The sequence below is a fragment of the Nocardia sp. NPDC005978 genome (genome assembly GCF_040614455.1).
Lineage (GTDB): Bacteria > Actinomycetota > Actinomycetes > Mycobacteriales > Mycobacteriaceae > Nocardia.
The window spans coordinates 17,566-41,447 of sequence record NZ_JBEXUS010000003.1 but is presented as its reverse complement, the minus strand read 5'-3'; the positions used below and the strand labels follow the sequence as shown (position 1 = coordinate 41,447).

Sequence of the window (23,882 nt, the reverse complement as noted above, 5' to 3'; positions counted from 1 at the left end):
GCCGGCGCCGCAGGCTACTCGGGCGCGCCCGCGTCGAAGGTGTCCGGATCCGGGCCGAGGCGGGAGCCGCGGTCCAGGCCGGTGATCCGCGCGACCTGCGCACCGGTGAGCTCGAAATCGAAGATCTCGAAGTTCTCCGCGATACGAGAAGGCGTGGCCGACTTGGGAATCGCCACGTTGCCCAGTTGCATGTGCCAGCGCAACACCACCTGTGCGGGGGTGCGGCCGGTCTCCTGCGCGATCGCCAGGATCTCCGGATCCTCGAACTCCGCGCCCCGGCCCAGCGGGCTCCACGCCTCGGTGATGATGCTCTGCTCGGCGTGGAACTTGCGCAGCTCGTTCTGGGTCAGATAGGGGTGCAATTCGATCTGATTCACCACCGGGGTCTCCCCCGTCTCACCGATCACACGCTCGAGATGTGCGCGCTGGAAGTTCGAGACCCCGATGGAGGTGACCCGGCCCTGCGCCTTCAACGCCTGCAGGGCGCGGAAGGTGTCGACGTACAGATTGGACCCGGCAATCGGCCAGTGAATCAGATACAGATCCAGCACATCGAGCCCGAGCCGCTCCATGCTGGCGTCGAACGCGCGCAGGGTCGCGTCGTACCCCTGCTCGGAATTCCAGAGCTTGGTCGTGACGAACACCTCGTCCCGCGCCAGCCCCGACTTCCCGATGGCCCGCCCCACCTCGGCCTCGTTGCCGTACACCGCCGCGGTGTCGATGCTCCGATACCCCACCCCCAGAGCGGCGCTCACGATCTCCACCGTCTCGTCGGCGTCGACCTTGAACACCCCGAATCCGAGCTTGGGCATGATCTGCCCGTCCCCCAGGACGATAGACGGCACTGCGCTGGTCTCGCTCCGGTAAGTCACCATTCCGACGGTAGGAGCCCTTTCCGCGCACGTCAACCACGCTCCCCGGCGTGTTAGCCCTGGCAGAGGCTTTGTGAAGTAGCTAACTTTCAGCTTCCACGGTTCGCGTCGGCAGGCCGACTACCGGGGGTCCAAGCAGATGGGACCCAGAATCGGCGGGTCGAGCTGGCATCGGGTGAAGGACCCGGAATCAATGAGGAACTCCCGAAATCCGGGGATGACCCCGCCCGACGGACCGGAGCCCACTGCCAGCAGATCCAGGAGGAGTTTCGTTTCGAGGGTGCCCGAACCCGAGGAGCTACCCGCCGATCCCGACCCCGCCACTTCCGCGGGCGCGGTGTCAGCCGACGCAGCGACGGAACCGCTCATGAGTGCCGCGGTGGCGATCGTGCCGATCATGAGTAAACGAGCTGTCGAACGCATTGGGCCTCCAGGTAATTCGTTGCAAGTGCTGGTTCGAGTAGCGGCCGGCTGCGCGGAGCCGGCCGACGGTTTACTGGGTGCCCAGGCAAGGGAACGTTCTCGGCGGGTCGAGCTGGCATCGGGTGAAGGAGCCGGAATCGACGAGGAGTTCCCGCAATCCGGCGATGGCCTGGTCGCCGCCCGGGCCGGAACCCGCTTGCAGCAACCGCAGGAGGTCTCCCACGACCAAGGCGACCGATGCTTGCGACGAGCCGGCGGCCGATCCCGAATCCGCCACCTCCGCGGGCCGGGTGTCGGCCGACGCCACGGCGCCGCCGCTCGCGAACGCCGCAGCGGCGATCGTGCCTATCAGGAGTAGACGAGCTGTGGTGCGCATGGGAGAACCTCCGTGATTCGACTGCGGCGTGACCCCCTGGCGCACGCGGGTAATTGCTGTCACGGAGGAAATTAGTGCGGGACAGCGAGTTCGGGGAGCCCCCGAAGTCGGTGGCGGCAACAATCCCGGCGGGGGCGTCAGGGGGTGAGCAGGCCCAGGCGGCGGTAGCGGTTGCGGCGCAGGGACTGGAGCTCGGGGACCGGCTTCGTGGTCAGGTCGGCCAGGGCGGCGGCTATCGCGGACACCGTGCGCAGGGCGAAGTCGACGGGTTCGTCGGCGGCGTCGGGGTATTCGGGGATTATCGCGTCGACTATGCCGTTCGCAAGGAGGTCCTTCGACCGAATGCCCTGGGCGGCGGCGAGTTCGGGGGCGTGCAGGGTGTCGCGGTAGACGATCGCGCTCGCGCCCTCGGGCGGGAGGGGGGCGAGCCAGCCGTTGGCGGCGGCCAGCACGCGGTCGGCCGGCAGCAGGGCCAGGGCGCCGCCGCCGCTGCCCTGACCGAGCAGGACCGAGACCGTGGGGGTGTCGAGGGTGACGAGATCGGCCAGGCAGCGGGCGATTTCGGGAGCGAGACCGCGTTCCTCGGCCTCGCGCGAGAGCGACGCGCCGATGGTGTCGATCACCAGGACCAGGGGAACGCGCAGTTCGGCGGCCAGGTGCATGGCGCGCCGGGCCTCGCGCAGGGCGGCGGGACCCATGGTCTGATCGGCGGATTGGCCCGCGCGATCGTGGCCGAACAGGATGCAGGGCTGACCGCGCAGCGAGCCCAGGGCGTGCACCACGGTGCGATCGGCCTCGCCCTGCCCGGTACCCGAGAGCGGGACCCGATCGGTGGCGTGCCGCAACAACTCTCGGACGCCGGGCCGATCACCCCGGCGCGAGACCAGCACCGACTGCCAGGCGGGCATGTCATCGGCGCCGCGCAGCGCGGGCCCGTACAGCTCGCTCCCGGCGCGCAGAACCCCGATGCCGGTGTCGAATTCCCTGGCGTCGCCCTGATGTTCGGGCAACGCGGCGGCCGGCCCGCACAGCACGTTCAGCGCGCGATGCGCGATGCGGCGGAAGACACGCACCGGCACCACACCGTCGATGACCCCGTTGCGATAGAGGTTCTCGGCCGTCTGCACCCCGTCCGGGAAGTCCCGGCCGTACAGCGCCCTGTAGACGCGCGGCCCCAGGAACCCGATCAGCGCTCCGGGTTCGGCGAATGTCATGTGCCCCAGCGATCCCCACGAGGCGAACACGCCACCCATGGTCGGATTGCGGAGATACACCAGATACGGATGCCCGGCCGCTCGATGCGCCGCGACAGCTCCGGCGATCTTCACCATCTGCACGAAAGCGACTGTGCCCTCCTGCATTCGGGTGCCACCCGAGGTCGGCGAGACGACCAGCGGCAAGCCGAGCTCGGTCGCGCGCTCCACCGCGACGGTGATCCGCTCGGCCGCGGCGACGCCGATAGAGCCTGCGAGAAACCCGAACTCACACGCGATCACGGCGACCAGCCGCCCGCGCAGCAACCCGGAACCGGTGAGCACCGACTCGTCGGTGCCCGCCGACCGCTCCGCCTGCGCCAGTTCGGCCCGGTACCCGGGCGCGGCGTCGACGGCCACCGGCGGTCGATCCCAGCTCTCGAAAGAACCGGGATCGAGCATGTCGCCGAGCCACTCGCGCGCCGAGATCTTCACGCGCGCGAGCATAGTTGACCCCGACGTCGCTGCGGTCAACGTCGGCGGTCGCGTCCCGCTAGTACCCCTGCACGACCTTGCGCAGGGCGTATTCGGTCACCGCGACGAGCGCCTGCTTCACCGGCTCCCGGCGACGGGCGTCCATCGACAGGATCGGGGTGTCCGCCGGCACCGCCAGCGCCTGGCGGATGTCCTCGACCGGATACCGTGGCGCGTCGTCGAATTCGTTGATCGCCACCAGGAAGGGTAGGTTCCGCGCCTCGAAGTAATCGACCGCGGCGAAACTGTCCTCCAGCCGGCGGGTGTCGACCAGCACCACCGCGCCGATGGCGCCGCGGATGAGGTCGTCCCACATGAACCAGAAGCGGTACTGGCCAGGTGTACCGAACAGGTACAGCACCAGATCGTCGGCGAGGCTGATGCGACCGAAATCCATGGCCACCGTGGTGGTGGCCTTGGACGGCACTCCGGTCAAACTGTCAACGCCCACACTGGCATTGGTCACCAAAGCTTCGGTGCGCAGCGGAACGATCTCCGAGACGGCACCTACCAGGGTCGTCTTGCCCACACCGAAGCCGCCGGCGACCACGATCTTGGCCGACGTGGGCTTGCTGGTGCGCGTATCGACCTGTGTCGTCGAATCAAATACGCCGGAGTCCACTGAGAACCCTTTCGATCAGCTCGCGACGTTCATCGTCGCTGGAATCGTCTTTCAATGTCGCCGAAACCCGCACATGGCCGGCTTCGATGAGGTCGGCGACCAGCACCCGGGCGACCCCGATGGGAATGCCCAGGCGCGCTGCCACCTCCGCGACAGACGGCGATTCTCTGCACAACTCCACGATGGACGTTTCGATGTTGGTGAGTTCGAACTGCCGCTCGAGGGCGACCGGATGCGATGCGACGAGCGCCTCCAACGCCAATTCCACCTTCGGCCGCGTGCGACCGGCGGTCAGCGAATAAGGGCGAACCAGGCTGGGTTCGGCGCTCCCAACGCGTTCGTTGTCTATGTCCATCCCGCCATCAGGAACCCATCGTGACGCGAGGTGTGGCCTGAACCGTCTGGCCCACTCGCTCGACCAACAACGCCATCTCGTAACCCACCTGACCGATGTCACACGAGGTATTCGTGAGCACCGCGAGGTACGAGCCGTCGCCGACTGCCATGAGCAGCAGGTAGCCGTGTTCCATCTCCACGACGGACTGCAGCACCGTGCCGCCCTCGAACAGATTCGACACACCCACCGACAGGCTCGCGAGGCCCGCGGTTACAGCGGACAGCTGCTCGGCACGGTCCACGGGCAGCTGCGCGCTCGCGGCCATCAATAGGCCGTCGGCCGACACGAGAACCGCGTGCGCAACGCCGGGAACCTCATTGGCGAAGTTCGAAACCAGCCAATCCAGCTGACGCTTCGTACCACCTAGATCGGGGTTCATCGGTCTCCTTTATCTCCGGTTAGGTTCATTTCTTTCATTGCGCGGCCATCCCGGACACCTTGCTGATGCCTTGCCAAACTCGACCTGATGGATTCTGGGTCGCGATGGGCGGCCTTGTCAGCGTTTCCGTTGACACCGCCCGGCACGAGTCGGTTGCCCGGATCACGTTGCGGCAGACCCGCGGCGGTACGCCGCTGCGGTTCGGCCTGCACCGCGCGCTGTGCGGCCTGCCAACCCTCATCACCGGGTGATTCGAAGGAGGAGGCCACTTGGGACCGGTCCGCACTCGGATCCGACAGCCACGCCGACATCATCTCAGCGAAGATCGGCGTACCCATCGACGCCTCGGACTCCCCGGCCGGCTGCAGCCGGGTCTGGAAGAACGAAGCGGCCTTCTGCGGATTGGAACGGAAGCTGTGGCGTCCGCGATCCTTCGGATCACCGGACTCCTCGCCCTGGGACAAACCGGACGCGGCCGGATCCCGCTGCGGCAGACCGACACCCGGCAGCGGCGCCGGACGCTGCGGCAGACCCGCCCCCGGCTCCCGCTGGGGCAGACCGCCACCGGGGGCGCGCTGGGGCAACCCGCCGGACGCCGGATCCCGCTGCGGTAGACCGCCGGTCGCGCCACGCTGCGGCAGACCACCCGGAGCCTCGCCACGCTGGGGCAGACCGGGAGCACCGGCCTCGCCACGCTGGGGCAGACCGCCGAAGGGGTCCGGCTGCGCGCCGGGGGCGCCGCGCCGCGGCAGACCGCCCGCGTTCGGATCCCGCTGCGGCAGACCGGAAGCACCGGCGTCACCGCGCTGCGGGAGACCGTTCTCACGCTGCGGCAGGCCGTTCTCGCGCTGCGGCAGACCACCGTCGCGCGGCGGCAGGCCGTTGCCGGGCTCACGCCGGGCCGGGCCCGAATCACGCTGCGGCAGACCACCGGCGGCGTCGCCGCGCTGCGGCAGGCCGTTCGGGGCCTCGCCACGCTGCGGCAGCCCACCCGGGCCGCGCTGCGGCAACCCGTTCGGCTCACCGTCACGTGGCGCCGGGACATCACGCTGCGGCAGGCCCGGGGCACCGGCCTCGCCGCGCTGCGGGAGACCACCGTCCCGCTGCGGCAATCCGTCACGTGCGGGCAGCCCGCCCTGCGGGGCGCCGTTCTGACCGGCCTCGCGCTGCGGGAGCCCGGAGGGACCCTGCGGGGCGGCGCCGCGCTGCGGCAGTCCGCCCTCGCGCGGCGGCAGGTTGCCACCGGCGCCGGGGCCCTGCGGGCCGCCCAGCGCGGAATCACGCTGCGGCGCACCGTTCTTGCCCGGATCACGCTGCGGGAGCCCGCCCGCGGCCGAACGCTGCGGCGGCAGACCCACACTCGGCTCCCGCGACGGGGCGCCGTTGGAACCGGGCTGCCGCTGGGGCAGACCACCCGTACCGGGGTCCCGCGGAGCGAGCCCGCCGGCGGACGGATCGCGCTGCGGCAGCCCGCCCGGGCCGTCGCCGCGCGGTGCGAGACCGCTGGGATCACGCTGCTGCGGCGGCACGGGGCCGCGCTGCTGCAGACCGCCCGGCTCGCCCGGACCGCCGGGCGCACCCGGACCGGCCGGACGCTGGGGCATACCGCCGGGAGCGCCCTGGCGGCGCATCATGTTCGCGGCCAGACCGCCGCCCGGGCGGGCCGGACCATCGCCCGGCTGCCGCGGCGGCAGGGACGCGCCCGGCTGTGCGTCGGCGCCGGGAGGAATCTGCGCGCCCGGCGCGCGCTGGGGTAGGCCGCCCGGCGCACCCGCGCCGGGAGCCGCCACCGAATGCTTCATGGTCGGGCCGTTGGTACCCGGCTGCCGCTGCGGCAGACCGCCGCCGCCGGGCTGGCCGGTACCGGCCAGGCCGGCCGGAATCTGGGTGCCCGGGCTGCGCTGCGGCAGTCCGCCGGTGTTCTTGGCAGCCGCCGGAGCCGGGGCGGCCGGGGCCGGCGCCGGGCCCTGGCCGGCCGGAATCGGCCCGCTCACACCCGGATCCACGGTGACCATGACGTTGCCGGTCGCGGTACGGGTGACCGCGCGCATCTGCATGGAAGCGGGGGTGCCGCCCTGGTTGCCCGCGCCCTGCGGGGCCGGAGCCTGCTGATTCGGCTGCGGCGGTACCGAAATCGCGCCGCCGCCGGTACCGACGATGAGCGCCTTGGGCACGTGCACGGTCACGGTCACGCCGGGATCGCGCGCGGTGTCGAACGTCGGGCGCAGCCGCACGGTCAGGCCGTGCCGCTCGGCCAGCCGGCCGACCACGAACAGACCCATGTGGCGAGCGGTGTCGGGGCCCACCTCGGCGGTGGTCTCGAGTCTGCGGTTGATCTCGGCCATCTCCGCGGGCGGCATGCCGATGCCGCGGTCGGCGACCTCGATGAGCAGACCGGTGTCGTGCGCCTGCGCGAACGTGAACTTCACGTCCGTCTCCGGCGGCGAAGCGCGCAGCGCGTTGTCGAGCAACTCGGCGAACAGGTGCGCGAGGTCGGAGGCGGCGGGTTCGGTGAGCGAACCGCGCGGGGTGGCGCCGAGCTTGACGCGCTCGTAGTCCTCCACCTCGGAGATGGCCGCGCGCAGCACGTCGGCGATCTCGACCGGCGCGGACTTGGTCCGGCGCTGTTTGGTGCCGGCCAGAATCAGCAGGTTGTCACCGTTGCGGCGCATACGCGCGGCGAGATGGTCCAGGCGGAAGAGGTTTTCGAGCAGGCGCGGGTCCTTCTCGTCGTACTCCATCGCCTCGATGAGGGTGAGCTGATGGTCGACGAGGGACTTGGAGCGCCGGGCCAGGGTCTCGAACATGTCGTTGACCTGGGTACGGATCGCGGCCTGATCGGCGGCCAGGCGCAGCGCCTGCCCGTGGATGTCGTCGACCGCGCGGGCCAGCTGGCCGATCTCCTCGTCGGTGTGCACCGGCATCGGTTCCAGCGGCACGTCTTCGGGGTCGGCGCCGTCACGCAGCGCGGTGACCTCTTGCGCGAGGTCGTATTCGGCGACGCGGAGCGCGGCCAGGCGCAGGCGGCGCAGCGGGACGATCATCGCGCGCGCGATCAGCACGGCCAGCGCGAGCGCGCCGAGGATGGTGGCGATGACGACGATCGAGTACCGGACGGCGTCGCCGCGCGCGGTGGAGGCGAGCGAGTCGACTCGGGCCACGATGTCCCGGGTCGCGTTGGTGCTGATCTCCTGGTACTTGCCGATACTGACGACCAGCGAGTCCTTCAGCTCGGTCGCGGGCAGCTGCCCGGCCTGCGCCTGCGGGCTGGTGATCAGCTGCAGCCGGGTGTCGATCTGACCCTGCAGGTCGGAGATGAGCGCGTCACCGTCGGGGAAGCGGTGGCCGATGACCCCGAGCATCTGACGCTCGGTGCTGATCGAGATCTGGATGTCGCGCAGGCCGTCCTTGGTATTGCTGCGCAGCACCTCGGCGAAACCGGCGATCTGACCGACGAGCACGACGCGGGTGTTCAGGGCGTCGACCAGACGTAGTTTGGATTGGTCGACGGACTTGTCGGCGATGGTCGAGACGATGGTCTCCACGGTCCGGACGCTGTTGGCGCGGATCCGCTCGATCTGATTGGTGCCCTCGACGGTCGTCGCCAGGGGTGCGAGCCCCTGCGCCAGTACCGCCTTCGAGGCGACGATCATGTCTTCGAGCGCGGCCTTCGCGGTCGGCATCGAGTTCAGCTCACCCGTCGCCCGCTCGGCGAACTTGATGGCGGTGTCCAGCGTCGCCAGTTCCGGCTCGGTCGTGAACGACTGGGTTCCGATCTTCACCATCTGCCCGCCGACCACCTGACCGGCGGCCGCGCTCAAACCCGTGATCGCCGGAATGACGGCGACATGCTCGACTGCGGTCGACTGCCTCGTCGACTCTGAGAACTCTGCCGAGATCCTCGACGCACCCAGGACGACAGCGACCAAAAGCGGGACGGCCAGTACTGCCGTCACCTTCCATCGCAGGTCCCAGTTGCTCAGCGCCCAGCGCTTATTGCTGCCGGACGACCTTGCGGCGTCACGCATCTCCCACTCACTTTCCAAACTGGCCCCAGCCACGCGCCATCGGCGAGCCTCCGCGATCGCACGCGGGGCCCGGCGAGCGGAGCGAGGCGAGAACTGCGGCTGGCCGAGAAATTGCGTCCAAGACGGCCGAAATATGTGACATGCGATTCTAACGGATCAATAACTTCTTGTGTGACCTCTTGGCAACCACCGGTCTCTGACCAGCCGTTTGCAGGCAAAATCAAAGGTCGCGGCGTCCGCCCGGACGTCGCGTGAAGTCTGCCACAATCAGGCTGATCTATCGAGGCGGGCATCGCTGCCCTTCACATGCGTGCTGATGCGGAGCTAGGGAGTCACGGGGTTGAACGCGAAGCAGGAGTACCGACCGGCGTATCAATTGAGCCTGGTCGACCCCTCGGAGTTCTGGCGCACCGCGGCCGAATACATCAGCTGGGACGTACCGCCCGCCCAGATTGTCGACTCCACCGCCCGCCCCACGACGCGGTGGTTCCCGGACGCTCGCCTCAACACCTCCTACAACGCACTCGATCGGCATGTGCGCGAGATCACAGATCCGGACGGCACTTTCGGCGGTCAGGAGGGGGGTCGCGCCAATCAGCCCGCCCTAATATACGACTCCGCTATGACCGGCGCCAGGCGTGTTTATACATATGCCGAATTACTCGACGAAGTCGCCCGATTTGCCGGATCCATGCTGCGCCTGGGTGTTCGGACGGGCGATCGAGTCGTCATATATATGCCGATGATTCCCGAGTCGGTGATCGCGATGCTCGCCTGCGCCCGCATCGGTGCTGTCCACTCTGTCGTTTTCGGCGGTTTCGCGGCCCACGAATTGGCCGCCCGCATCGACGACGCCGAGCCTGTGCTGATCATCACAGCCTCCGGCGGCCTGGAGCCCGGCCGCCGCATCGAGTACCCGCCCATCGTGCTGCAGGCCCTGGACCTGGCCCGGACCACCGCGCCGCGGACCGTCCTGGTCAAACAGCGCGACGGGTTTCCCGCGATCCGCTTCCCCGCCGAGCAGGCCGCCACCGACAGCCTGCCCGCTTCGTCACAGACGGTGGCCGCGCGCTGGCTGGACTGGGACGCCGCGCTGCTCGGCGCCGAACCGGCCGAACCGGTTTCGCTGGCCGCGACCGATCCCCTCTATATCCTCTACACCTCCGGAACCACCGGTAAACCCAAGGGCGTGGTGCGCGACAACGGCGGGCACGCGGTGTCCATGGCCTGGTCGATGCGCAACATCTATGACGTCTCGGGCGGGCAGGTCATGCTCACGACCTCCGACATCGGCTGGGTCGTCGGGCACTCCTACATCGTCTACGCGCCGCTGCTGGTGGGTGCGACAACCGTCCTTTACGAGGGCAAGCCGATCGGCACCCCCGACGCCGGCACCTTCTGGCGGCTGGTGCAGGACTACCGGGTGGAGGTGATGTTCACCGCACCGACCGCGTTGCGCGCCATCCGCCGGGCCGATCCCGAGGCCGAGTTCGCGCACCGGCACGACATGTCCACCCTGCGCGCGCTCTTCTGCGCGGGCGAGCGCCTGGATCCGGCCACCTACGAATGGACCGCCGGGACCCTGCTGAGCGGGAATCCGGAGTGCCCGGTCGTCGACCACTGGTGGCAGACCGAGACCGGCTGGCCCGTGTGCGCGAATCCGCTGGGCCTGCAACAACTCCCGATCAAGGTCGGCTCGGCTTCCGTGCCGGTGCCCGGCTACCGGCTGCGCGTGCTGGACTCCGACGGCAACGCGGTAGCCCCCCATACAGAAGGAAACATCGTCATCGGGCTGCCGCTGCCGCCCGGCGCCCTGACCACCCTGTGGCGCGACGACGCCCGGTTCGAGCGCTCCTACCTGGCCGCCTATCCCGGGCACTATCTGACCGGCGACTCCGGGTACTTCGACGAGGACGGGTACCTCTACATCCTGGGCCGCAGCGACGACGTGATCAACATGGCCGGGCACCGGCTCTCGGCCGGCGGCATCGAGGCCGCGATCGCCGGGCATCCGCTGGTCGCCGAGACCGCGGTGGTCGGGGTGCCGGACGAGCTCAAGGGGCAGCGGCCCATCGGGTACGTGGTGCTCAAGGCCGGGGTCGACATCGACGCCGACCAGTTGCGCGCCGAGGTGATCGAGCGGGTCCGCGACCGGGTCGGGGCCATCGCCACCCTCTACGACGTGGTGCCGGTGACCGCGCTGCCCAAGACGCGCTCGGGCAAGATCCTGCGCCGCACCATGCGCCAGATCGCGGCGGGCGGTGAGTACGAGGTGCCGCCGACCATCGAGGACGCCGCCATGCTGCCCACCCTGGAACGGCAGATCCGCGACGCGGTCACCGTCATGGACGATCGGGAGCGGATCCGCGCGGCCGACGCGGCCACCATGCCGTTCAGCCGGATCGAGCCCGAGACGCCCACGGCTCCCGCCGCACCTGCCGAGGACCCGGCCGCCACGTCCTGACCCGGGCCGCCACGCCCGGCGCCACCCATAGGGTTTTCTCAGAAAGGGCTCACGCCCCTCTCGAGCGGGTGCCCTAGCGTCGTGCGGGCGCGGATCACCTGATCCGCGCGCAGCCTAGAAAGGTCGATGCATGAGTTTCGTCCGTAGTCGCCGGACCGGAGCGGTCCTGGGCGCCGGCGCCCTCGCCACCCTCGCCCTCGCACTCGTTCCCGCCACCGCCTCCGCCGGCCCCCTGGATATGGCCGCGCCCCTGCTGAATTCGACGTGCAGCTTCGCGCAGGTCGATGCCGCACTGCACGACAAGGCGCCCGCGCTGGCGTCGATGCTCGATCAGAACCCCGCGCAGAAGGCCGAACTCGAAGCCAAGTTCAACCAGCCGATCGAACAGCGGCAGGCCGAGTTCGACGCCTACGTCCGCGCCAACCCCGAGGCCGCCGCCCAGGCCGAGGCCAACCCGAACGCCTCCGGCATCGGCGCGACGATCCAACTCGTCGCCGACACCTGCCACAACTACTGAGGCAGAGACTGCGAGAATGGAACCCGTGGGCGAACGCGGCGAGGTACCTACTGTCTTGGTCGTCGATGACGATGAGGACGTGCTCGTTTCGGTCGAACGCGGGCTCCGGCTCTCCGGCTTCCGGGTGATCATCGCCCGGGACGGGGCGCAGGCGCTGCGCGCGGTCACCGACGATCCGCCCGACGCGGTGGTGCTGGACATGAACATGCCGGTGCTGGACGGCGCCGGCGTCGTGACGGCCCTGCGCGCCATGGGCAACGAGGTCCCGATCTGCGTGCTGTCCGCGCGCAGTTCGGTCGACGATCGAATTGCCGGCCTCGAATCCGGCGCCGACGATTATCTCGTAAAGCCTTTCGTACTCGCGGAATTGGTGGCGCGTATCAAGGCGCTGCTGCGCCGCCGCACCGATACCCCGGTCTCCACCATTCCCGGCGCTATCACCGTCGGGCCGCTCGAAGTCGATGTCGCGGGATATCGCGCACTGCTGCACGGCACGGAAATCGAGCTCACCAAAAGGGAATTCGAGTTGCTCTCCACATTGGCCCGCAGTGCCGGTGTGGTCTTGAGCCGAGAGCGACTGCTGGAATTGGTGTGGGGCTACGACTTCGCGGCCGACACCAATGTGGTGGACGTGTTCGTCGGATATCTGCGGCGCAAGCTGGAAGTGGATGGCACACCCCGGCTGCTGCACACCATTCGAGGCGTCGGATTCGTCTTGCGCACCCCGAAATGAGCCCGGCCCGGCGGCGTGCCCGGCGCACCTTCTCGCTGCGCGCACGCGTGGCGGCCGCGGCGGCGCTGGGCGCGACAATCATTGTGGCCGTGCTGAGTTGGTTCACCATGTACGCCATCGAGCGCAACAACATGACCCAGGCCGATCAGCAGCTCGCGCTCACCTCGCGGGTGGTGCTCATCGAGCCGGTGGTCGCGGTGACCGTGCTCGGGGTGCTCGGGCCCACCAACGACCTGGCGCTGACCGTGCGCAACGACGACGGTTCGATGGCCAGCACCTCGGTGCAGCTGCCGGCGCTGCCGGTCGGCAGCCATACCGTCACGGTCGGCGACAACACCTATCGCGTGCTCACCACCACCCTGAACCAGCCGCCGGGACGCATTGTCTCCCTCGGCATTCCGACCACCGAGACCGAGCGGGTCACCGCCACCCAGCGGCGCTGGGTGCTGTGGGCGGCCGGGCTGGCGGTGGCGGCGGCGGCCGGACTGGGCTGGCTCTTCGGCGGGCGGGCGGTGCGGCCCATCGAGAATCTCACCCGGCAGCTGAGCAGGCACGGCGAGCCCGGCGGGCCGCTGCCGGTCGACGGCGCGGGCGTGCGCGAATCCGAACAGCTCGCGGACGCGGTCAACCTCATGCTCGAACGCATAGACCGGGCCCAGGCCGAGACGGCCGCGGCGCTCGAGACCGCACGCGATTTCGCGGCGGTGTCCGCGCACGAGCTGCGCACCCCGCTCACCGCGATGCGCACCGATCTGGAGGTGCTGCGCACCCTGGACCTGGACGAGGCGCAGCGCATCGAGATCCTGACCGACCTGCACCGCGGCCAGAACCGGGTGGAATCCACCCTGGCCGCGCTCGAACGCCTGGCCGCCGGGGATCTCACCCACGAACGCGATCACGTGGACACCGACGTGGCCGAGCTCTGCGATGCCGCCGCGCACGACGCCATGCGGCATTTCCCGGAATTGAAGGTGCTCATCGACACCGACGCCGAATTGATCACCCGCGGCCTGCCCACCGGGCTCCGGCTGGCAGTGGACAACGCGCTGGCCAATTCCGCGCGGCACGGGCACGCCACGCTGGCGCTGCTGTCCGCGCATCGGGATCTGTTCGGGCACATCGTCATCACCGTGGACGACAATGGCCGCGGCATTCCGGAGCACGAGCGCGCGGCGGTCTTCGAACGCTTCGTGCGCGGCAGTCTGGCCAGCAAGGGCGGCTCGGGACTCGGCCTGGCGCTGGTGGCGCAGCAGGCGCAATTGCACGGCGGCCGTGCCTACTTCGACGAAGGCACCCTCGGCGGTGTACGCCTGGTGCTCGAATTGCCCGCGCCCGGAGCGGGATTGCCGCCGAACTTCACCGAACTCTCAGAAAAACGCCAGAGCTAGCGCCAATTCGGCCCTCTACGGTGTCAACCGTGTTCGGAAAACGCGCTCGCTGGATCTTGTTCGTCACGCTGCTGGCAACCGCGGTCACCGCGGGCGCGGTCGCCCTGCTGCGCGACGCGCCCGCCCCCACCGGGGTGGCTCTCGTCAACGGCGACACCGGTCCCATGGGGCAGCGCATCGCGATCGCCCTGCAGGACGGCGGGGTGCGGGAATGGGACGTGGTGCAGGAGGCGAGCACCGCGGACTACGCCGCCGTCATCACCCTGCCGCCCGACCTGTCCACCGCCATCACCTCGCTGGCCACCGACAAGCCGCAGCGGGCGCAGGTCACCGTGAGCACCCACGAGAACGCGGACGAGGCGCTGGTGACCGACGCCGTGCACGAGGTGACCCGGCGGATCAGCGCGACGGGGCTCGACACCGTGTTCGCGGCCATGAACGCCGCCCGCGGGTCGGTCACCCAGGTCGCGCTGACCACGCAGATGCTCGACATGGGCGTGCAGGCCGCCGCCGCGGGCGCCGAGCAGTTCAGCTCCGGCGCCGATGACATGCTCGGTTTCCTCGAGCAGGCCAAAGCCGGTGCGGGTCAGCTGACCTCGGCGATCGCGACGCTGAACGACACGGTATCGGCGGCCACCACGCAGGCGAATCAGCTTGCGGCGGCGCTGGATTCGACCGGGGTGACGGTCGGGCAGGTCTCCGGGGCGGCCGATCAGCTCAGCACCGGCATCGATACCGTGGTGCCGCTGCTGCAGGGGCTGCCCTTCGCGAGCGATCCCCGGCTGGCGAGCGTCATCACCCAGCTGCAGGGTCTGCAGACGGTGGCGGGGCAGGCGGGCGCGCAGCTCTCGGGCGTGGGCGAGCTGGTCGGGGCGACGGTGACCCCGGAGACGTCGCTGGGTCAGCTGCTGCGCGACGCGGCGACCCGGCTGGGTGAGGCCAGCGCGCAGTTGAATCAGGGCGGCTCGCTCGCGGCGAGCATTCCGCAACTCGCCGACGAGGGCAGCGCGCAGTTGCAGGGCGCGCTGCAGGCGCTCACGGCGGGGGTGACCCAGTTGCAGGCCGTCACCACTACCCTGGGCAAGCAGGCGAATCAGGCGCTGAGCGCGCTCCCCCAGCGCGGCGTCGCCCAGCAGTCGGTGATCGCCACCGCGCTGACCGATCCGGTCGACATCGTTCGAACCTAAGTTTCGCAAACAATCAGCAACATTCAGCGGTTCGCCGAGCTAAGATCATGTCCGAATTGTTCTAATCGATCCGTTTTCACAACTCGCTCCCGCCCTGCCCCGCGCCACGGCTCCACCCCAGCGCCCCCGGTACCGGAGAGGAAACGATCGTGAGCATGATGCTGGCCGCGCACGACATGTACAGCACGGTCCTGGCCCAAATCGGCAATCCCACGGCGGAAACCCCGCCCATGGCGGACAAGATGATGAAGATGTTCCGCTACTTCACCTGGTTCACCCAGATGTCCGGCATCGCCGCCATCACCTACGGCGGCGGCAAGTTCGCCTGGGAGAAGTGGGGCGGCGGCGCCGGCTCGCCGAAGATGGTCGCCAACGCCATGATCGGCGGCGCGACGGCCACCAGCGCCGGCACGATCATGAACACGATCGTCGGCTGAGGACGCCGGGGCCCCGCTCGAAACACGGCGCCCGCCTCGCGAACAGCGAGGCGGGCGCGATCGTGCGACGAGCTCGAGGTCAGCTCAGCACGTCCAGCAGGTCGATGACGAAGACCAGGGTCTTGCCCGACAGGTGGTGACCCGCGCCGGCCTTGCCGTAGGCCAGCTCCGGCGGGATGGTCAGCTGCCGGCGGCCGCCGACCTTCATGCCCGGAATGCCTTCCTGCCAGCCCTGGATCAGGCCGCGCAGCGGGAAGGTGATGGACTCGCCACGGTTCCAGGACGAATCGAACTCCTCGCCGCTGGCGAACTCGACGCCCACGTAGTGCACGTCGACCGTGGCACCGGGGGTGGCCTCGGCGCCCTCGCCCACGACCAGGTCCTTGATCACCAGCGTGGTGGGGGCGTCGCCCTCCTGGAATTCGATTTCGGGCTTGCTCATGGGTTGTCCTCTTCGATTAGGGGATCGGGATCGTTGATCACCTTATGCCTTGGCGCGTCGCCACCCCGTAATCAGGCACCGCGCGCGGGGCCGGGCGGGCACAGCGGCAATATGGACGATCGTGGCCGACGTGATCGATATCGAGGACCCCAGCGACCCGCGCGCCGACGACTTCCGCGATCTCGCCAACGCGGACCGGCGACCGGATCTGCCGGGCGGGCGCGGTTTGGTCGTCGCCGAGGGCACCGTGGTCGTGGAACGCATGCTGACGTCGCGGTTCACGCCGATCGCACTGCTCGGGGTCGCCCGCAAGCACGAGGTGCTGGCCGAGCCGCTGCGCGATCTCGACGTGCCGTACTACCGGGCGAGCGCGCAGGTGATGGCGGAGATCGTCGGATTCCATTTGAATCGGGGCGTGCTCGCAGTCGCCCGCCGCCCGCCCGCGCTCACCGCCGCCGAGGTGCTCGACGGCGCGCGCACGGTCGCCGTCCTGGAGGGCGTGAACGACCACGAGAACATCGGCTCGATCTTCCGCAACGCCGCCGGCCTCGGCGCGGACGCGGTGCTGTTCGGCGACCGGTGCTCGGATCCGCTGTACCGGCGCTCGGTGCGGGTGTCCATGGGCCATGTGTTGCGCATACCCTTCGCCCCGCTGCCGCCGTTGCCCCAGGGCCTGGACGTGTTGCGCGAGAGAGGTTTTCAGATCATCGCGCTCACGCCGGATCCCGCGGCGAGCAACCTCGCCACCGCCATGACCGGCGAGCGGGTGGCGCTGCTGCTCGGCGCCGAAGGCCCCGGCCTGACCGCGGAGACCATGGGCGCCAGCGATATTCGCGCGCGCATCCCCATGACCCCGGGCACCGATTCGCTCAATGTGGCGACCGCGGCCGCCATGGCCTTCTACGAGAGAGTGCGAACTCAGTGAGCTATCCCCCGGACGGACCCTACGGCTACGGCTACTCCGAACCCACCCCGTGGGCGATGGGCGTACCGGTCAGCGTGCTGGTGGCGGCGCTGACCGCGGCGGGGGTGTACTCCTTCGGCACGGCCCTGGCCGAGATCCATCCGCTGCTGGCGGCACTGGTGAATCTGATCGCTGTCGGCGGCGTGGCCCCGACCGCCTGGCGCTGGCGGTTCCAGCCGGTGACGCGCTGGGTCATCGCGGGCCTGGCCACCGGCGTGCTGCTGGGCTGGATCGCCCTGCTGGCCTAGGCGATCCACCCGCCACTCGGACGTTCGGCCCGTCCGGGCGGACGTTCGGCCCGCCGGGTACGGACGTTCGGCCCGCCGGGACGGTGATCGCCGTGCCGGCGCACGCGATCCGGTGTGCCCCACCGGCGCCGGGCTAGGACACATGGTGCCGATCGCGCCCGCCGCGCAGCCAGCCCAGCAGCCCGCGTCTGCCGTTGTGCTCCGCGATCGGCTCGGGTCCGGGATCGGCGGCGGGCGCCCGCCCCTTGGGGAAGAGCGAGAAGCCGCACACCTGGATCTGATCGGAGGTCAGCGGCTCCGCGGCACCCGCCTCGGTGGCGCCGGGACTCGCGAGCGGCCCGCGATAGCGGAAACCGAGCCAGAGCCCGTTGGCCGCGTCCGCGAAATCGGGTGGGTCGAAGGGCAGCAGCTGGGGATCCGGCAGCACGCCCGGCGCGAGCGCGATAGGGTGCTCCCCCGCCCAGTACGGCCGCTCCCAGACCATCGGCATGCCCTCGTCCTCCAGGATGTTGACGCGGCTGGCGCTGAACGAGCGCCGGAACTCCCCGCGCTCCCAGTACGCGAAAGCGCCCCAGCCCAGGGAAAGGTCGTAGGAGACGAGGTAGGTGTGCTCGGAGGCGAGCGGGCGGACCAGCAGTTCGGGCAGGGCCGTGGGCCGGGGCAGCGCGGCCTGCGCCGAGCACACGACGGTGACGCCGGGATAGCAGCCTATGTACGTCGATTCCGGATCCGGTCCGCCCCAGACCTTCATGGTGCCGGCTGCGGCGGGCACCACGTCGCGGTCGGGGTTGAGCTGTCTGGCCAGGGCCAGCGCCGCCTCGGGATCGGGCCCGGGGTGTGCGCGGAGCACGGCGGCGGGGTCGGGTGCATCGACGTACCAGAGCGAAGAGACTGTGGACGGCACTTACGGCACCTCCCGATTGTTGCGACCCAAGTTGGCAACTCTTGAGCAACACCCGGTGGCCGTTGTCGGCGTCGGCGTGGAGTCAACCCGGCAACCACCGCCACCACGTCAAAATCTACCCGCACCGGCGGCCGAATTGTCGCCGTTGCCCAACGTTGTTACCGGCGCGGCGAACTCGGCGGCCGACCGAACGAGAACGGCCGGGCGGCCGCCGCGGGCAGCGACCGCGGCGACCCGGCCGTGACCGGGTGTCCTTCGGTGTCGCGCGAACTCAGTGACCCGAGCTGCGCACGCCCAGCAGCACGTCCTCCCAGGACGGCATGGGCGCTTTGCCGCCACGCTTGGCGCGGTTCTGCTTGGGCGCGGCGGGTTTGGCCGCCGGCTTGTCCGCGCTCGCGGCCGGAGTCGAGGATGCCGCGGCGGCGGCCGGGGCGGGCGCGGGCTCGGCGGGCGGGGCCGCGGGCGCCGGAGCGGGGGCGGCCGGAGCGACGGGCTCCGGGGCCGGTTGTGCGGGCGCCTGGTGAGCGGGCGCGGTGTGCGTGGGCGCCGTATGTGCGGGCGCGGTGTGCACCGGAGCCGAATGCGCCGGTGCGGCGGGCGGATTCGGGGTCGCCGGGGCGGTGGGGGCGATCGGCGCGGGCGCCGGGGCGGCCGCCGTCACCGCGGGCACGGTGCCGTCGCCGACGGCTGCGCGCTGCTCGTAGTAGCCGTCCAGATCCTGCTGGCCGGCCGCCCGGGCCGACGCGGGCTCGTACTCGGCCCTTTCCTCGCGCGGGGCGGGGGCGGACACGGTCTCGACCACGGCGGACGCGGTCTGGTCCGGCAGGATGGTGGCCAGGCCGCGCAGGGCGCGGCCGAAGTCGGGGTCGATCAGGTCGGCGGCCGGATCATCGAGCGGCACCACCGAGCCGCCGTGCGCGTCGGGCTGGTAGCGCCAGTGCGCGGCGATGACCGAACGTCCGGCCTGCCACTGCAATTGGGCGACCCAGTAGCCCTTCTCGTCCTTCCAGGCATCCCACTCGGCGACCTCGATATTGTGGCCGCGCTCGGCGAACGCCGCGGAGACGATCTCGATCAGGGTTTCGATGGCCGGGCCGTCGTTGCGGACGGGATGGGCCTTCTGCGCCAGTTCGGCGGCACGGGCGCGTTCGAGCAGTACGGGGTACGCGAAACGCTCCACTCTGCTCGCGGGCATGCCGGACTCTTCGGTGACCTGCTCCACCGAGGCACCGGCACGGATTCGAGCCTGGATATCGCGTGGGCGCATCGTGGCTTCCGTTTCGATCTCGATTTGTCCGAACCGGGCAAGATCTCCGCGGGCAGCGGCGCGCAGTTTGTCGTCGGCGGCGAGGCGGTACTTCTGACCGCTCTCGGTATCGATGCACACGATGTGTGTGGAATCGGGCGTCAATCCGATTACTCGAAGTTCACGCACCGTTACCTCCTTGTCACTGCATCTAGCACAGTGCTGCTTCTATAAACAGCTGACAGGCTCGCGACACCGCCCACGTTCTGGAACAGTAGTGCACTTCTGTGATTCGTGGGGCAAGACACGCGGCGCGAAAATCTGTCGCCAGACTCTCGCGCCGCATATGGTGTCTCTTTCGGCACCCTCCGCTCGGAGCGGCGGGGCACCGAATCACGGGTATCAGCCGATGTTTTCGACGACCCAATCGATGCTGCGGGTCAGCTGCGACACGTCCTCGGGGTCGATGGCCGGGAACATGCCGACGCGCAGCTGGTTACGGCCCAGCTTACGGTACGGCTCGGTGTCGACGATTCCGTTGGCGCGCAGCACCTTCGCAACCTGTGCGGCATCGACCGACTCGGCGAAGTCGATGGTGCCGACAACCTGCGAGCGGTGATCCGGGTTGGCGACGAACGGGGTCGCGTATTCGCTGGTCTCGGCCCACGAGTACAGCCGCGAGGAGGAATCGGCGGTGCGCTTCACGGCCCAGTCCAGGCCGCCGTTGCCGTTCATCCACTCGATCTGGTTGGCGAACAGCAACAGCGTCGCGAGCGCCGGGGTGTTGTAGGTCTGGTCCTTGGTGCTGTTGTCGATCGCGATGGGCAGCGACAGGAATTCGGGGGTGAAGCGACCCGAGTTCTTGATCTCTTCCACGCGCGCCAGCGCGGCCGGGCTCATGAGCGCGATCCACAGGCCGCCGTCCGAGGCGAAGCACTTCTGCGGCGCGAAGTAGTACACGTCGGAATCGGCGATGTTCACCGGCAGACCGCCCGCGCCGGAGGTGGCGTCGATGGCGATGAGCGCGTTCTCCGAGCCCGCGGGACGCGAGACCGGGATGGCGACACCGGTCGAGGTCTCGTTGTGCGCCCAGCCGATGAGGTCGACCGAGGGATCGGAGGTCGGCTCGGGCGCGCTGCCCGGCTCGGCCTTGACCACGATCGGGTCGCCGATGAAGGGGTTGGCCTTGGCGACCGAGGCGAACTTCGAGGAGAACTCGCCGTTGGTCAGGTGCAGCGACTTCTCGCGGATCAGGCCGAAGGCGGCGGCGTCCCAGAACGCGGTGGTGCCGCCGTTGCCGAGCACGACCTCGTAACCGTCGGGCAGGGCGAACAATTCGCGCAGGCCGGAACGCACCCGGGCCACCACGTCCTTGACCGGCTTCTGCCGGTGCGAGGTACCGAACACCGAGGCGCCGGTATCCACCAGGGACTGCAGCTGTTCGGGACGCACCTTGGAGGGTCCGCAGCCGAACCGTCCGTCGGCGGGCTTGAGATCGTCGGGGATGGTCGGGAACGCAGAGGTCATGGCGACAAGACTAAAGCCTGCCGGTGCCGGGTGAATCGAGTGGGTGGGCCCCGCGGAGGGATCGGCGGCCGCCCCCGGGCAACCGGCGAGTATCGCTGTGGTGCGAGCCACACAGCCGTTACGGTTCACTGCCATGAACACGGCCGAGCACGGGAGATCAGGAGCCACCGCCGCCGAGTCCGACGCGCTCGCGAATTCGGCTGGGCCACAAGGTTATAGCCTGACGGCATCATCGAGCGGACAGCGCCGGGGCGGATTTCTGACGCGGCTGTCCACCCAATTCGGCTCCCGCGGTCTCGCCCGGCGCGGGCCCGATCTCGACGAGGCCGCGCGCCGGGAACTGCTACTGCACGGCAGCGAGGGCATCGCGACCGTGTTGAGCGTGCGAGCACCCGGCCCCGACTCCCCCGGCGCGGGCGATCGGCACGAGATCCGGGTCCGGGTGCGCCTGTCCGGCCGCCATCCCTACGAGACCCGGGTCCGCCAGCGGATGACCGCCGCCGATCTGGAGTGGACCCAGCCCGGGGACACGGTCGCGTGCCGCGTCGACCCCGGCGACCCGCACCGGGTGGTGGTCTACGTGCCCGCGCCCGGCGAGTCCGCCCGCGCCAACATCGCCAAGATCCTGAGCGACGGCCGCCGGGCACGGGCCGTGGTACTGACCGCGAGCCCGGTCGCGGCCGACTACTCCGGGCGCGAGGATCCGGTGCTGCGCCTGGATCTGGAACTGCGGGCGTGGGACGAGCCCGGTCCGTGGCGGGTACGGCTCACCACGCCGGTGCCGCTGGCCGCACTGGAGCTGATCGACCTGGGCGGGCGGCTGGAGGTCGCCTTCTTCACCGTGGACCGCGGCGAATCGGTAGCGGTGGACTGGGCCGTCTCACGGGCGCTCCCGCGCTGAGCGGCCCGCCCGGCGGGAACGACTGTGCGCGAGCGCTATCCGCATCGGCGCTCGGCCGCACGGCCGGACACGGACCGGCGCCCTTTCGGCTACGGCAGATGGGTGAACTGGAAACCCTTGTCGCGCAGCGCGGGCAGGGCGCCGAATAGCCCGGCGGCCGTCCCCGAGCGCGGGCGGTGCATGTGGGCCAGGGCGATGCCGCCGGGTTTGGCGGCCAGTAGGCCGGCCTGCACCTGGGCGGCGGTGGCGGTGGCGCCGTAGTCCGCGTTGATCGTGTAGCCGATCGGGGTCTCCCCCAGGTCCTGCACGATCGAGACGCCCAGATCGTCGTAGTGCGCGGTGCCGGGCCGGAAGAAGCGCGGGGCGCGGCCGGAGACGGCGGTCAGGCGCTCGTGGTTGAGCCACACCTCGTCCACCGCCTCCTGTACGGAGGCGGTGCCCTTGATCTCGTAGGCGGCGCGGCCGTTCACCGAGAGCGGCTTGTGCGCGACGCCGTGATTGGCCAGCTCGAACAGCGGGTTGCCCGCCAGCTGCTCGGCGCGCGCCGGGTTGGCGTCGATCCAGCGCTTGTTGAGGAACAGCGTGGCCGGAATCCGCTGCGCGATGAGCAGACTCAGCAGATTCTCGTCGATGTCGTTGTTGCCCGGGCCGCCGCAGGCGTCCAGGGTCAGCGCGAACTGTTTGCCCTGCGCCGCGAAGGAGGTGCGGACCCCGGACAGGTCCGCGCCCCATTGGCTCGGCTTGTGCCCGGCGTACTTGGCCACGACCGCGGCGGTGCCGCCGTCGGTCAGGGTGACCGGCAGACTCGCGGGCACCAGCCGCGGATCGGCGGGGTTGGGTTCGGATTCGAGAATGTGGTCGGACGAATTACCGTTCGCCACACCGCAGCCGGCGGTCACGAGTCCGGCAGCCAGGGCCGCGCCCGCGGCCAGGAAACCGCGACGCGGCAATCGGTGGTCCAGCACCGATGCAGGTTATGCGAATACAAACCCGGTGGCCAGCGCCGGAATCAGCGTTTTTCCAGATGTCGCTCACCGGCAACCGATTCGCCACCGTGCTGCGCGAATGCGGTTCCGGGGCGCGCGAATGCGGTTCCGGGGCGGCTTTTCTCACATCCGACCAGCCCCGGCGCGCAGGCGGGGCCGTCGTATACCAGACTGTGACCGGTTGGGTCGCCAGGTGGCCGAGCCAATCAGCGGCAACTGCCGCACGGTACGGCCGCACGGCTGATTCGTTCTTCGCACAAGGATTTACATTGACCTACCCGAACAACCCCTATCCGCAGCAGCCTCAGCAGCCCGGCGGATTCTCCTACCCCCCGCAGCAGGGCGCGCCCGGCTACGACGCGCAGCCGGGATACGGCGGCTACCCGCAGCAGCAGCCCCAACCGGGTTACGGCGCACCGCAACCCGGATACGGGGCGCCGCAGCCGGGGTACGGGGCGCCGCAGCAGCCCGCATACGGCGCACCCCAGCCCGGATACGGCGCTCCCCAGCAACCCGCCTACGGGGCGCAGCCGGGGTACGGCGCTCCCCAGCAACCCGCTTACGGCGCACCGCAACCCGGGTACTCGCCCTACGGCGCACCGCAGGGCGCCCTGGCCGACTGGGGCTCTCGCGTCGGCGCGTTCCTGATCGACGCGATCATCTTCGGGCTGCCGGGCGCGCTGCTGAACGTCATCGCGCGCGCCGCGTTCACCGAGCCGCTCAGCTGCGACTTCGACAGCACGAGCTACGAACCCTGCACCGGCGGCGGCCTGTCCGCCATCGGACTGGTGCTGCTCCTGCTGTCGATCGGCGCGAGTATCGCGGGCATGCTCTTCCAGGGCTATCTGGAAGGCACCTCCGGCCAGACTCCCGGCAAGAAGGCCCTCAAGCTGCGCGTGATTCGCGAGGCCGACGGTCAGCTGCTCGGCGCCGGGGCTGCCATCGGCCGCCGCTTCGCCCACATCCTCGACGCGCTGCCGTGCTACCTGGGCTTCCTGTGGCCGCTGTGGGACGACAAGAAGCAGACGTTCGGTGACAAAATCGTCAAGAGCATCGTGGTGAAGACCCAGTAATCCGGGGACCACCCGGCAATCCCCCTGAACACAGACTCGCG

Annotated in this window: 22 protein-coding genes; 10 read left to right on the top strand and 12 right to left on the bottom strand. The window is 69.9% G+C overall.

The window, feature by feature from the left end; translation table 11 throughout:
* Nucleotides 1-14: 14 nt before the first annotated feature.
* The 7 genes from ABZ319_RS02260 to ABZ319_RS02230 all read right to left on the bottom strand — a co-directional run bounded on the left by ABZ319_RS02260 (nt 15) and on the right by ABZ319_RS02230 (nt 8,824).
* Entirely contained in the window at nt 15-872 is an 858-nt protein-coding gene (locus ABZ319_RS02260) for an aldo/keto reductase (protein ID WP_354984462.1), read from the bottom strand.
* A gap of 493 nt (nt 873-1,365) precedes the next feature.
* Complete coding sequence (locus ABZ319_RS02255) at nt 1,366-1,671, bottom strand: hypothetical protein (RefSeq protein WP_354984461.1); 306 nt, start codon at nt 1,669-1,671, stop codon at nt 1,366-1,368.
* 137 nt (nt 1,672-1,808) lie between these two features.
* Nucleotides 1,809-3,371 (bottom strand): carboxyl transferase domain-containing protein, encoded by a 1,563-nt coding sequence (locus tag ABZ319_RS02250; RefSeq protein WP_354984460.1) that lies wholly within the window; start codon nt 3,369-3,371, stop codon nt 1,809-1,811.
* A 46-nt stretch (nt 3,372-3,417) separates the two neighbouring features.
* Nucleotides 3,418-4,020 (bottom strand): ATP/GTP-binding protein, encoded by a 603-nt coding sequence (locus ABZ319_RS02245; protein ID WP_354984459.1) that lies wholly within the window; start codon nt 4,018-4,020, stop codon nt 3,418-3,420.
* Complete coding sequence (locus ABZ319_RS02240) at nt 4,001-4,375, bottom strand: DUF742 domain-containing protein (RefSeq protein ID WP_067531005.1); 375 nt, start codon at nt 4,373-4,375, stop codon at nt 4,001-4,003. Before ABZ319_RS02240 ends, ABZ319_RS02245 begins: the two co-directional genes overlap by 20 nt.
* 7 nt (nt 4,376-4,382) lie before the next feature.
* A complete protein-coding gene (locus tag ABZ319_RS02235) occupies nt 4,383-4,796 on the bottom strand; it encodes a roadblock/LC7 domain-containing protein (RefSeq protein WP_029930951.1) in 414 nt (137 codons plus the stop codon).
* Nucleotides 4,793-8,824: an ATP-binding protein gene (locus ABZ319_RS02230; RefSeq protein WP_354984458.1), complete on the bottom strand. Its 4,032-nt coding sequence runs from the start codon at nt 8,822-8,824 to the stop codon at nt 4,793-4,795. The genes ABZ319_RS02235 and ABZ319_RS02230 overlap by 4 nt, the downstream gene beginning before the upstream one ends.
* Before the next feature lie 340 nt (nt 8,825-9,164).
* Here ABZ319_RS02230 and ABZ319_RS02225 point away from each other — a divergent pair, with 340 nt between their 5' ends.
* From ABZ319_RS02225 to ABZ319_RS02200, 6 genes are all read left to right on the top strand, one after another.
* Nucleotides 9,165-11,288: an AMP-binding protein gene (locus ABZ319_RS02225; protein ID WP_354984457.1), complete on the top strand. Its 2,124-nt coding sequence runs from the start codon at nt 9,165-9,167 to the stop codon at nt 11,286-11,288.
* 130 nt (nt 11,289-11,418) lie between these two features.
* On the top strand, nt 11,419-11,805 hold the full coding sequence (locus tag ABZ319_RS02220; protein ID WP_354984456.1) for a hemophore-related protein: 387 nt from the start codon (nt 11,419-11,421) through the stop codon (nt 11,803-11,805).
* A gap of 16 nt (nt 11,806-11,821) precedes the next feature.
* Nucleotides 11,822-12,538: a response regulator transcription factor gene (locus tag ABZ319_RS02215; protein WP_354984455.1), complete on the top strand. Its 717-nt coding sequence runs from the start codon at nt 11,822-11,824 to the stop codon at nt 12,536-12,538.
* On the top strand, nt 12,535-13,926 hold the full coding sequence (locus ABZ319_RS02210; RefSeq protein ID WP_354984454.1) for a HAMP domain-containing sensor histidine kinase: 1,392 nt from the start codon (nt 12,535-12,537) through the stop codon (nt 13,924-13,926). The genes ABZ319_RS02215 and ABZ319_RS02210 overlap by 4 nt, the downstream gene beginning before the upstream one ends.
* 29 nt (nt 13,927-13,955) lie before the next feature.
* Nucleotides 13,956-15,113 (top strand): hypothetical protein, encoded by a 1,158-nt coding sequence (locus tag ABZ319_RS02205; protein ID WP_354984453.1) that lies wholly within the window; start codon nt 13,956-13,958, stop codon nt 15,111-15,113.
* Nucleotides 15,114-15,268: 155 nt separating this feature from the next.
* The gene (locus ABZ319_RS02200; protein ID WP_354984543.1) at nt 15,269-15,550 is read left to right on the top strand and encodes a hypothetical protein; all 282 of its coding nucleotides are present in this window, start codon (nt 15,269-15,271) and stop codon (nt 15,548-15,550) included.
* A 79-nt stretch (nt 15,551-15,629) separates the two neighbouring features.
* On the opposite strand, the gene ABZ319_RS02195 is transcribed toward ABZ319_RS02200, so the two are convergent.
* A complete protein-coding gene (locus ABZ319_RS02195) occupies nt 15,630-15,992 on the bottom strand; it encodes an FKBP-type peptidyl-prolyl cis-trans isomerase (protein WP_354984452.1) in 363 nt (120 codons plus the stop codon).
* A 121-nt stretch (nt 15,993-16,113) separates the two neighbouring features.
* Here ABZ319_RS02195 and ABZ319_RS02190 point away from each other — a divergent pair, with 121 nt between their 5' ends.
* Nucleotides 16,114-16,917 carry an RNA methyltransferase gene (locus ABZ319_RS02190; protein ID WP_354984451.1) on the top strand — a complete coding sequence of 268 codons (804 nt, stop codon included), beginning with the start codon at nt 16,114-16,116 and terminating at the stop codon, nt 16,915-16,917.
* A 56-nt stretch (nt 16,918-16,973) separates the two neighbouring features.
* The gene (locus ABZ319_RS02185; RefSeq protein ID WP_354984542.1) at nt 16,974-17,204 is read left to right on the top strand and encodes a DUF2537 domain-containing protein; all 231 of its coding nucleotides are present in this window, start codon (nt 16,974-16,976) and stop codon (nt 17,202-17,204) included.
* Between the two features lie 133 nt (nt 17,205-17,337).
* Here ABZ319_RS02185 and ABZ319_RS02180 read toward each other — a convergent pair whose 3' ends face one another.
* The 3 genes from ABZ319_RS02180 to serC form a co-directional block, all read right to left on the bottom strand.
* Complete coding sequence (locus tag ABZ319_RS02180; protein WP_354984450.1) at nt 17,338-18,108, bottom strand: hypothetical protein; 771 nt, start codon at nt 18,106-18,108, stop codon at nt 17,338-17,340.
* Between the two features lie 271 nt (nt 18,109-18,379).
* Entirely contained in the window at nt 18,380-19,543 is a 1,164-nt protein-coding gene (gene sepH / locus ABZ319_RS02175) for a septation protein SepH (protein WP_354984449.1), read from the bottom strand.
* 213 nt (nt 19,544-19,756) lie between these two features.
* Nucleotides 19,757-20,881, bottom strand: a complete 1,125-nt coding sequence (gene serC / locus ABZ319_RS02170) for a phosphoserine transaminase (protein WP_354984448.1) — start codon at nt 20,879-20,881, stop codon at nt 19,757-19,759.
* 133 nt (nt 20,882-21,014) lie between these two features.
* On the opposite strand from serC, the gene ABZ319_RS02165 reads away from it, so the two are divergent.
* A complete protein-coding gene (locus tag ABZ319_RS02165) occupies nt 21,015-21,782 on the top strand; it encodes a hypothetical protein (protein ID WP_354984447.1) in 768 nt (255 codons plus the stop codon).
* 89 nt (nt 21,783-21,871) lie between these two features.
* Here the strand turns inward: ABZ319_RS02165 and ABZ319_RS02160 are convergent, their stop codons facing one another.
* Nucleotides 21,872-22,747 (bottom strand): polysaccharide deacetylase family protein, encoded by an 876-nt coding sequence (locus tag ABZ319_RS02160; RefSeq protein ID WP_354984446.1) that lies wholly within the window; start codon nt 22,745-22,747, stop codon nt 21,872-21,874.
* Between the two features lie 290 nt (nt 22,748-23,037).
* On the opposite strand from ABZ319_RS02160, the gene ABZ319_RS02155 reads away from it, so the two are divergent.
* On the top strand, nt 23,038-23,841 hold the full coding sequence (locus ABZ319_RS02155) for an RDD family protein (RefSeq protein ID WP_354984445.1): 804 nt from the start codon (nt 23,038-23,040) through the stop codon (nt 23,839-23,841).
* The last annotated feature ends 41 nt before the right edge of the window (nt 23,842-23,882 follow it).

Excerpts from the sequence above, each read along its gene's own strand:
- ABZ319_RS02185 (WP_354984542.1), top strand. The coding sequence starts at position 16,974 with ATGGGCGTACCGGTCAGCGTGCTGGTGGCGGCGCTGACCGCGGCGGGG.
- ABZ319_RS02200 (WP_354984543.1), top strand. The coding sequence starts at position 15,269 with ATGATGCTGGCCGCGCACGACATGTACAGCACGGTCCTGGCCCAAATC.
- ABZ319_RS02195 (WP_354984452.1), bottom strand. The coding sequence starts at position 15,992 with ATGAGCAAGCCCGAAATCGAATTCCAGGAGGGCGACGCCCCCACCACG.
- ABZ319_RS02220 (WP_354984456.1), top strand. The coding sequence starts at position 11,419 with ATGAGTTTCGTCCGTAGTCGCCGGACCGGAGCGGTCCTGGGCGCCGGC.
- ABZ319_RS02215 (WP_354984455.1), top strand. The coding sequence starts at position 11,822 with ATGGAACCCGTGGGCGAACGCGGCGAGGTACCTACTGTCTTGGTCGTC.
- ABZ319_RS02165 (WP_354984447.1), top strand. The coding sequence starts at position 21,015 with ATGAACACGGCCGAGCACGGGAGATCAGGAGCCACCGCCGCCGAGTCC.
- ABZ319_RS02235 (WP_029930951.1), bottom strand. The coding sequence starts at position 4,796 with ATGAACCCCGATCTAGGTGGTACGAAGCGTCAGCTGGATTGGCTGGTT.
- ABZ319_RS02255 (WP_354984461.1), bottom strand. The coding sequence starts at position 1,671 with ATGCGCACCACAGCTCGTCTACTCCTGATAGGCACGATCGCCGCTGCG.
- ABZ319_RS02240 (WP_067531005.1), bottom strand. The coding sequence starts at position 4,375 with ATGGACATAGACAACGAACGCGTTGGGAGCGCCGAACCCAGCCTGGTT.
- serC (WP_354984448.1), bottom strand. The coding sequence starts at position 20,881 with ATGACCTCTGCGTTCCCGACCATCCCCGACGATCTCAAGCCCGCCGAC.
- ABZ319_RS02230 (WP_354984458.1), bottom strand. The coding sequence starts at position 8,824 with ATGCGTGACGCCGCAAGGTCGTCCGGCAGCAATAAGCGCTGGGCGCTG.
- ABZ319_RS02250 (WP_354984460.1), bottom strand. The coding sequence starts at position 3,371 with ATGCTCGCGCGCGTGAAGATCTCGGCGCGCGAGTGGCTCGGCGACATG.
- ABZ319_RS02210 (WP_354984454.1), top strand. The coding sequence starts at position 12,535 with ATGAGCCCGGCCCGGCGGCGTGCCCGGCGCACCTTCTCGCTGCGCGCA.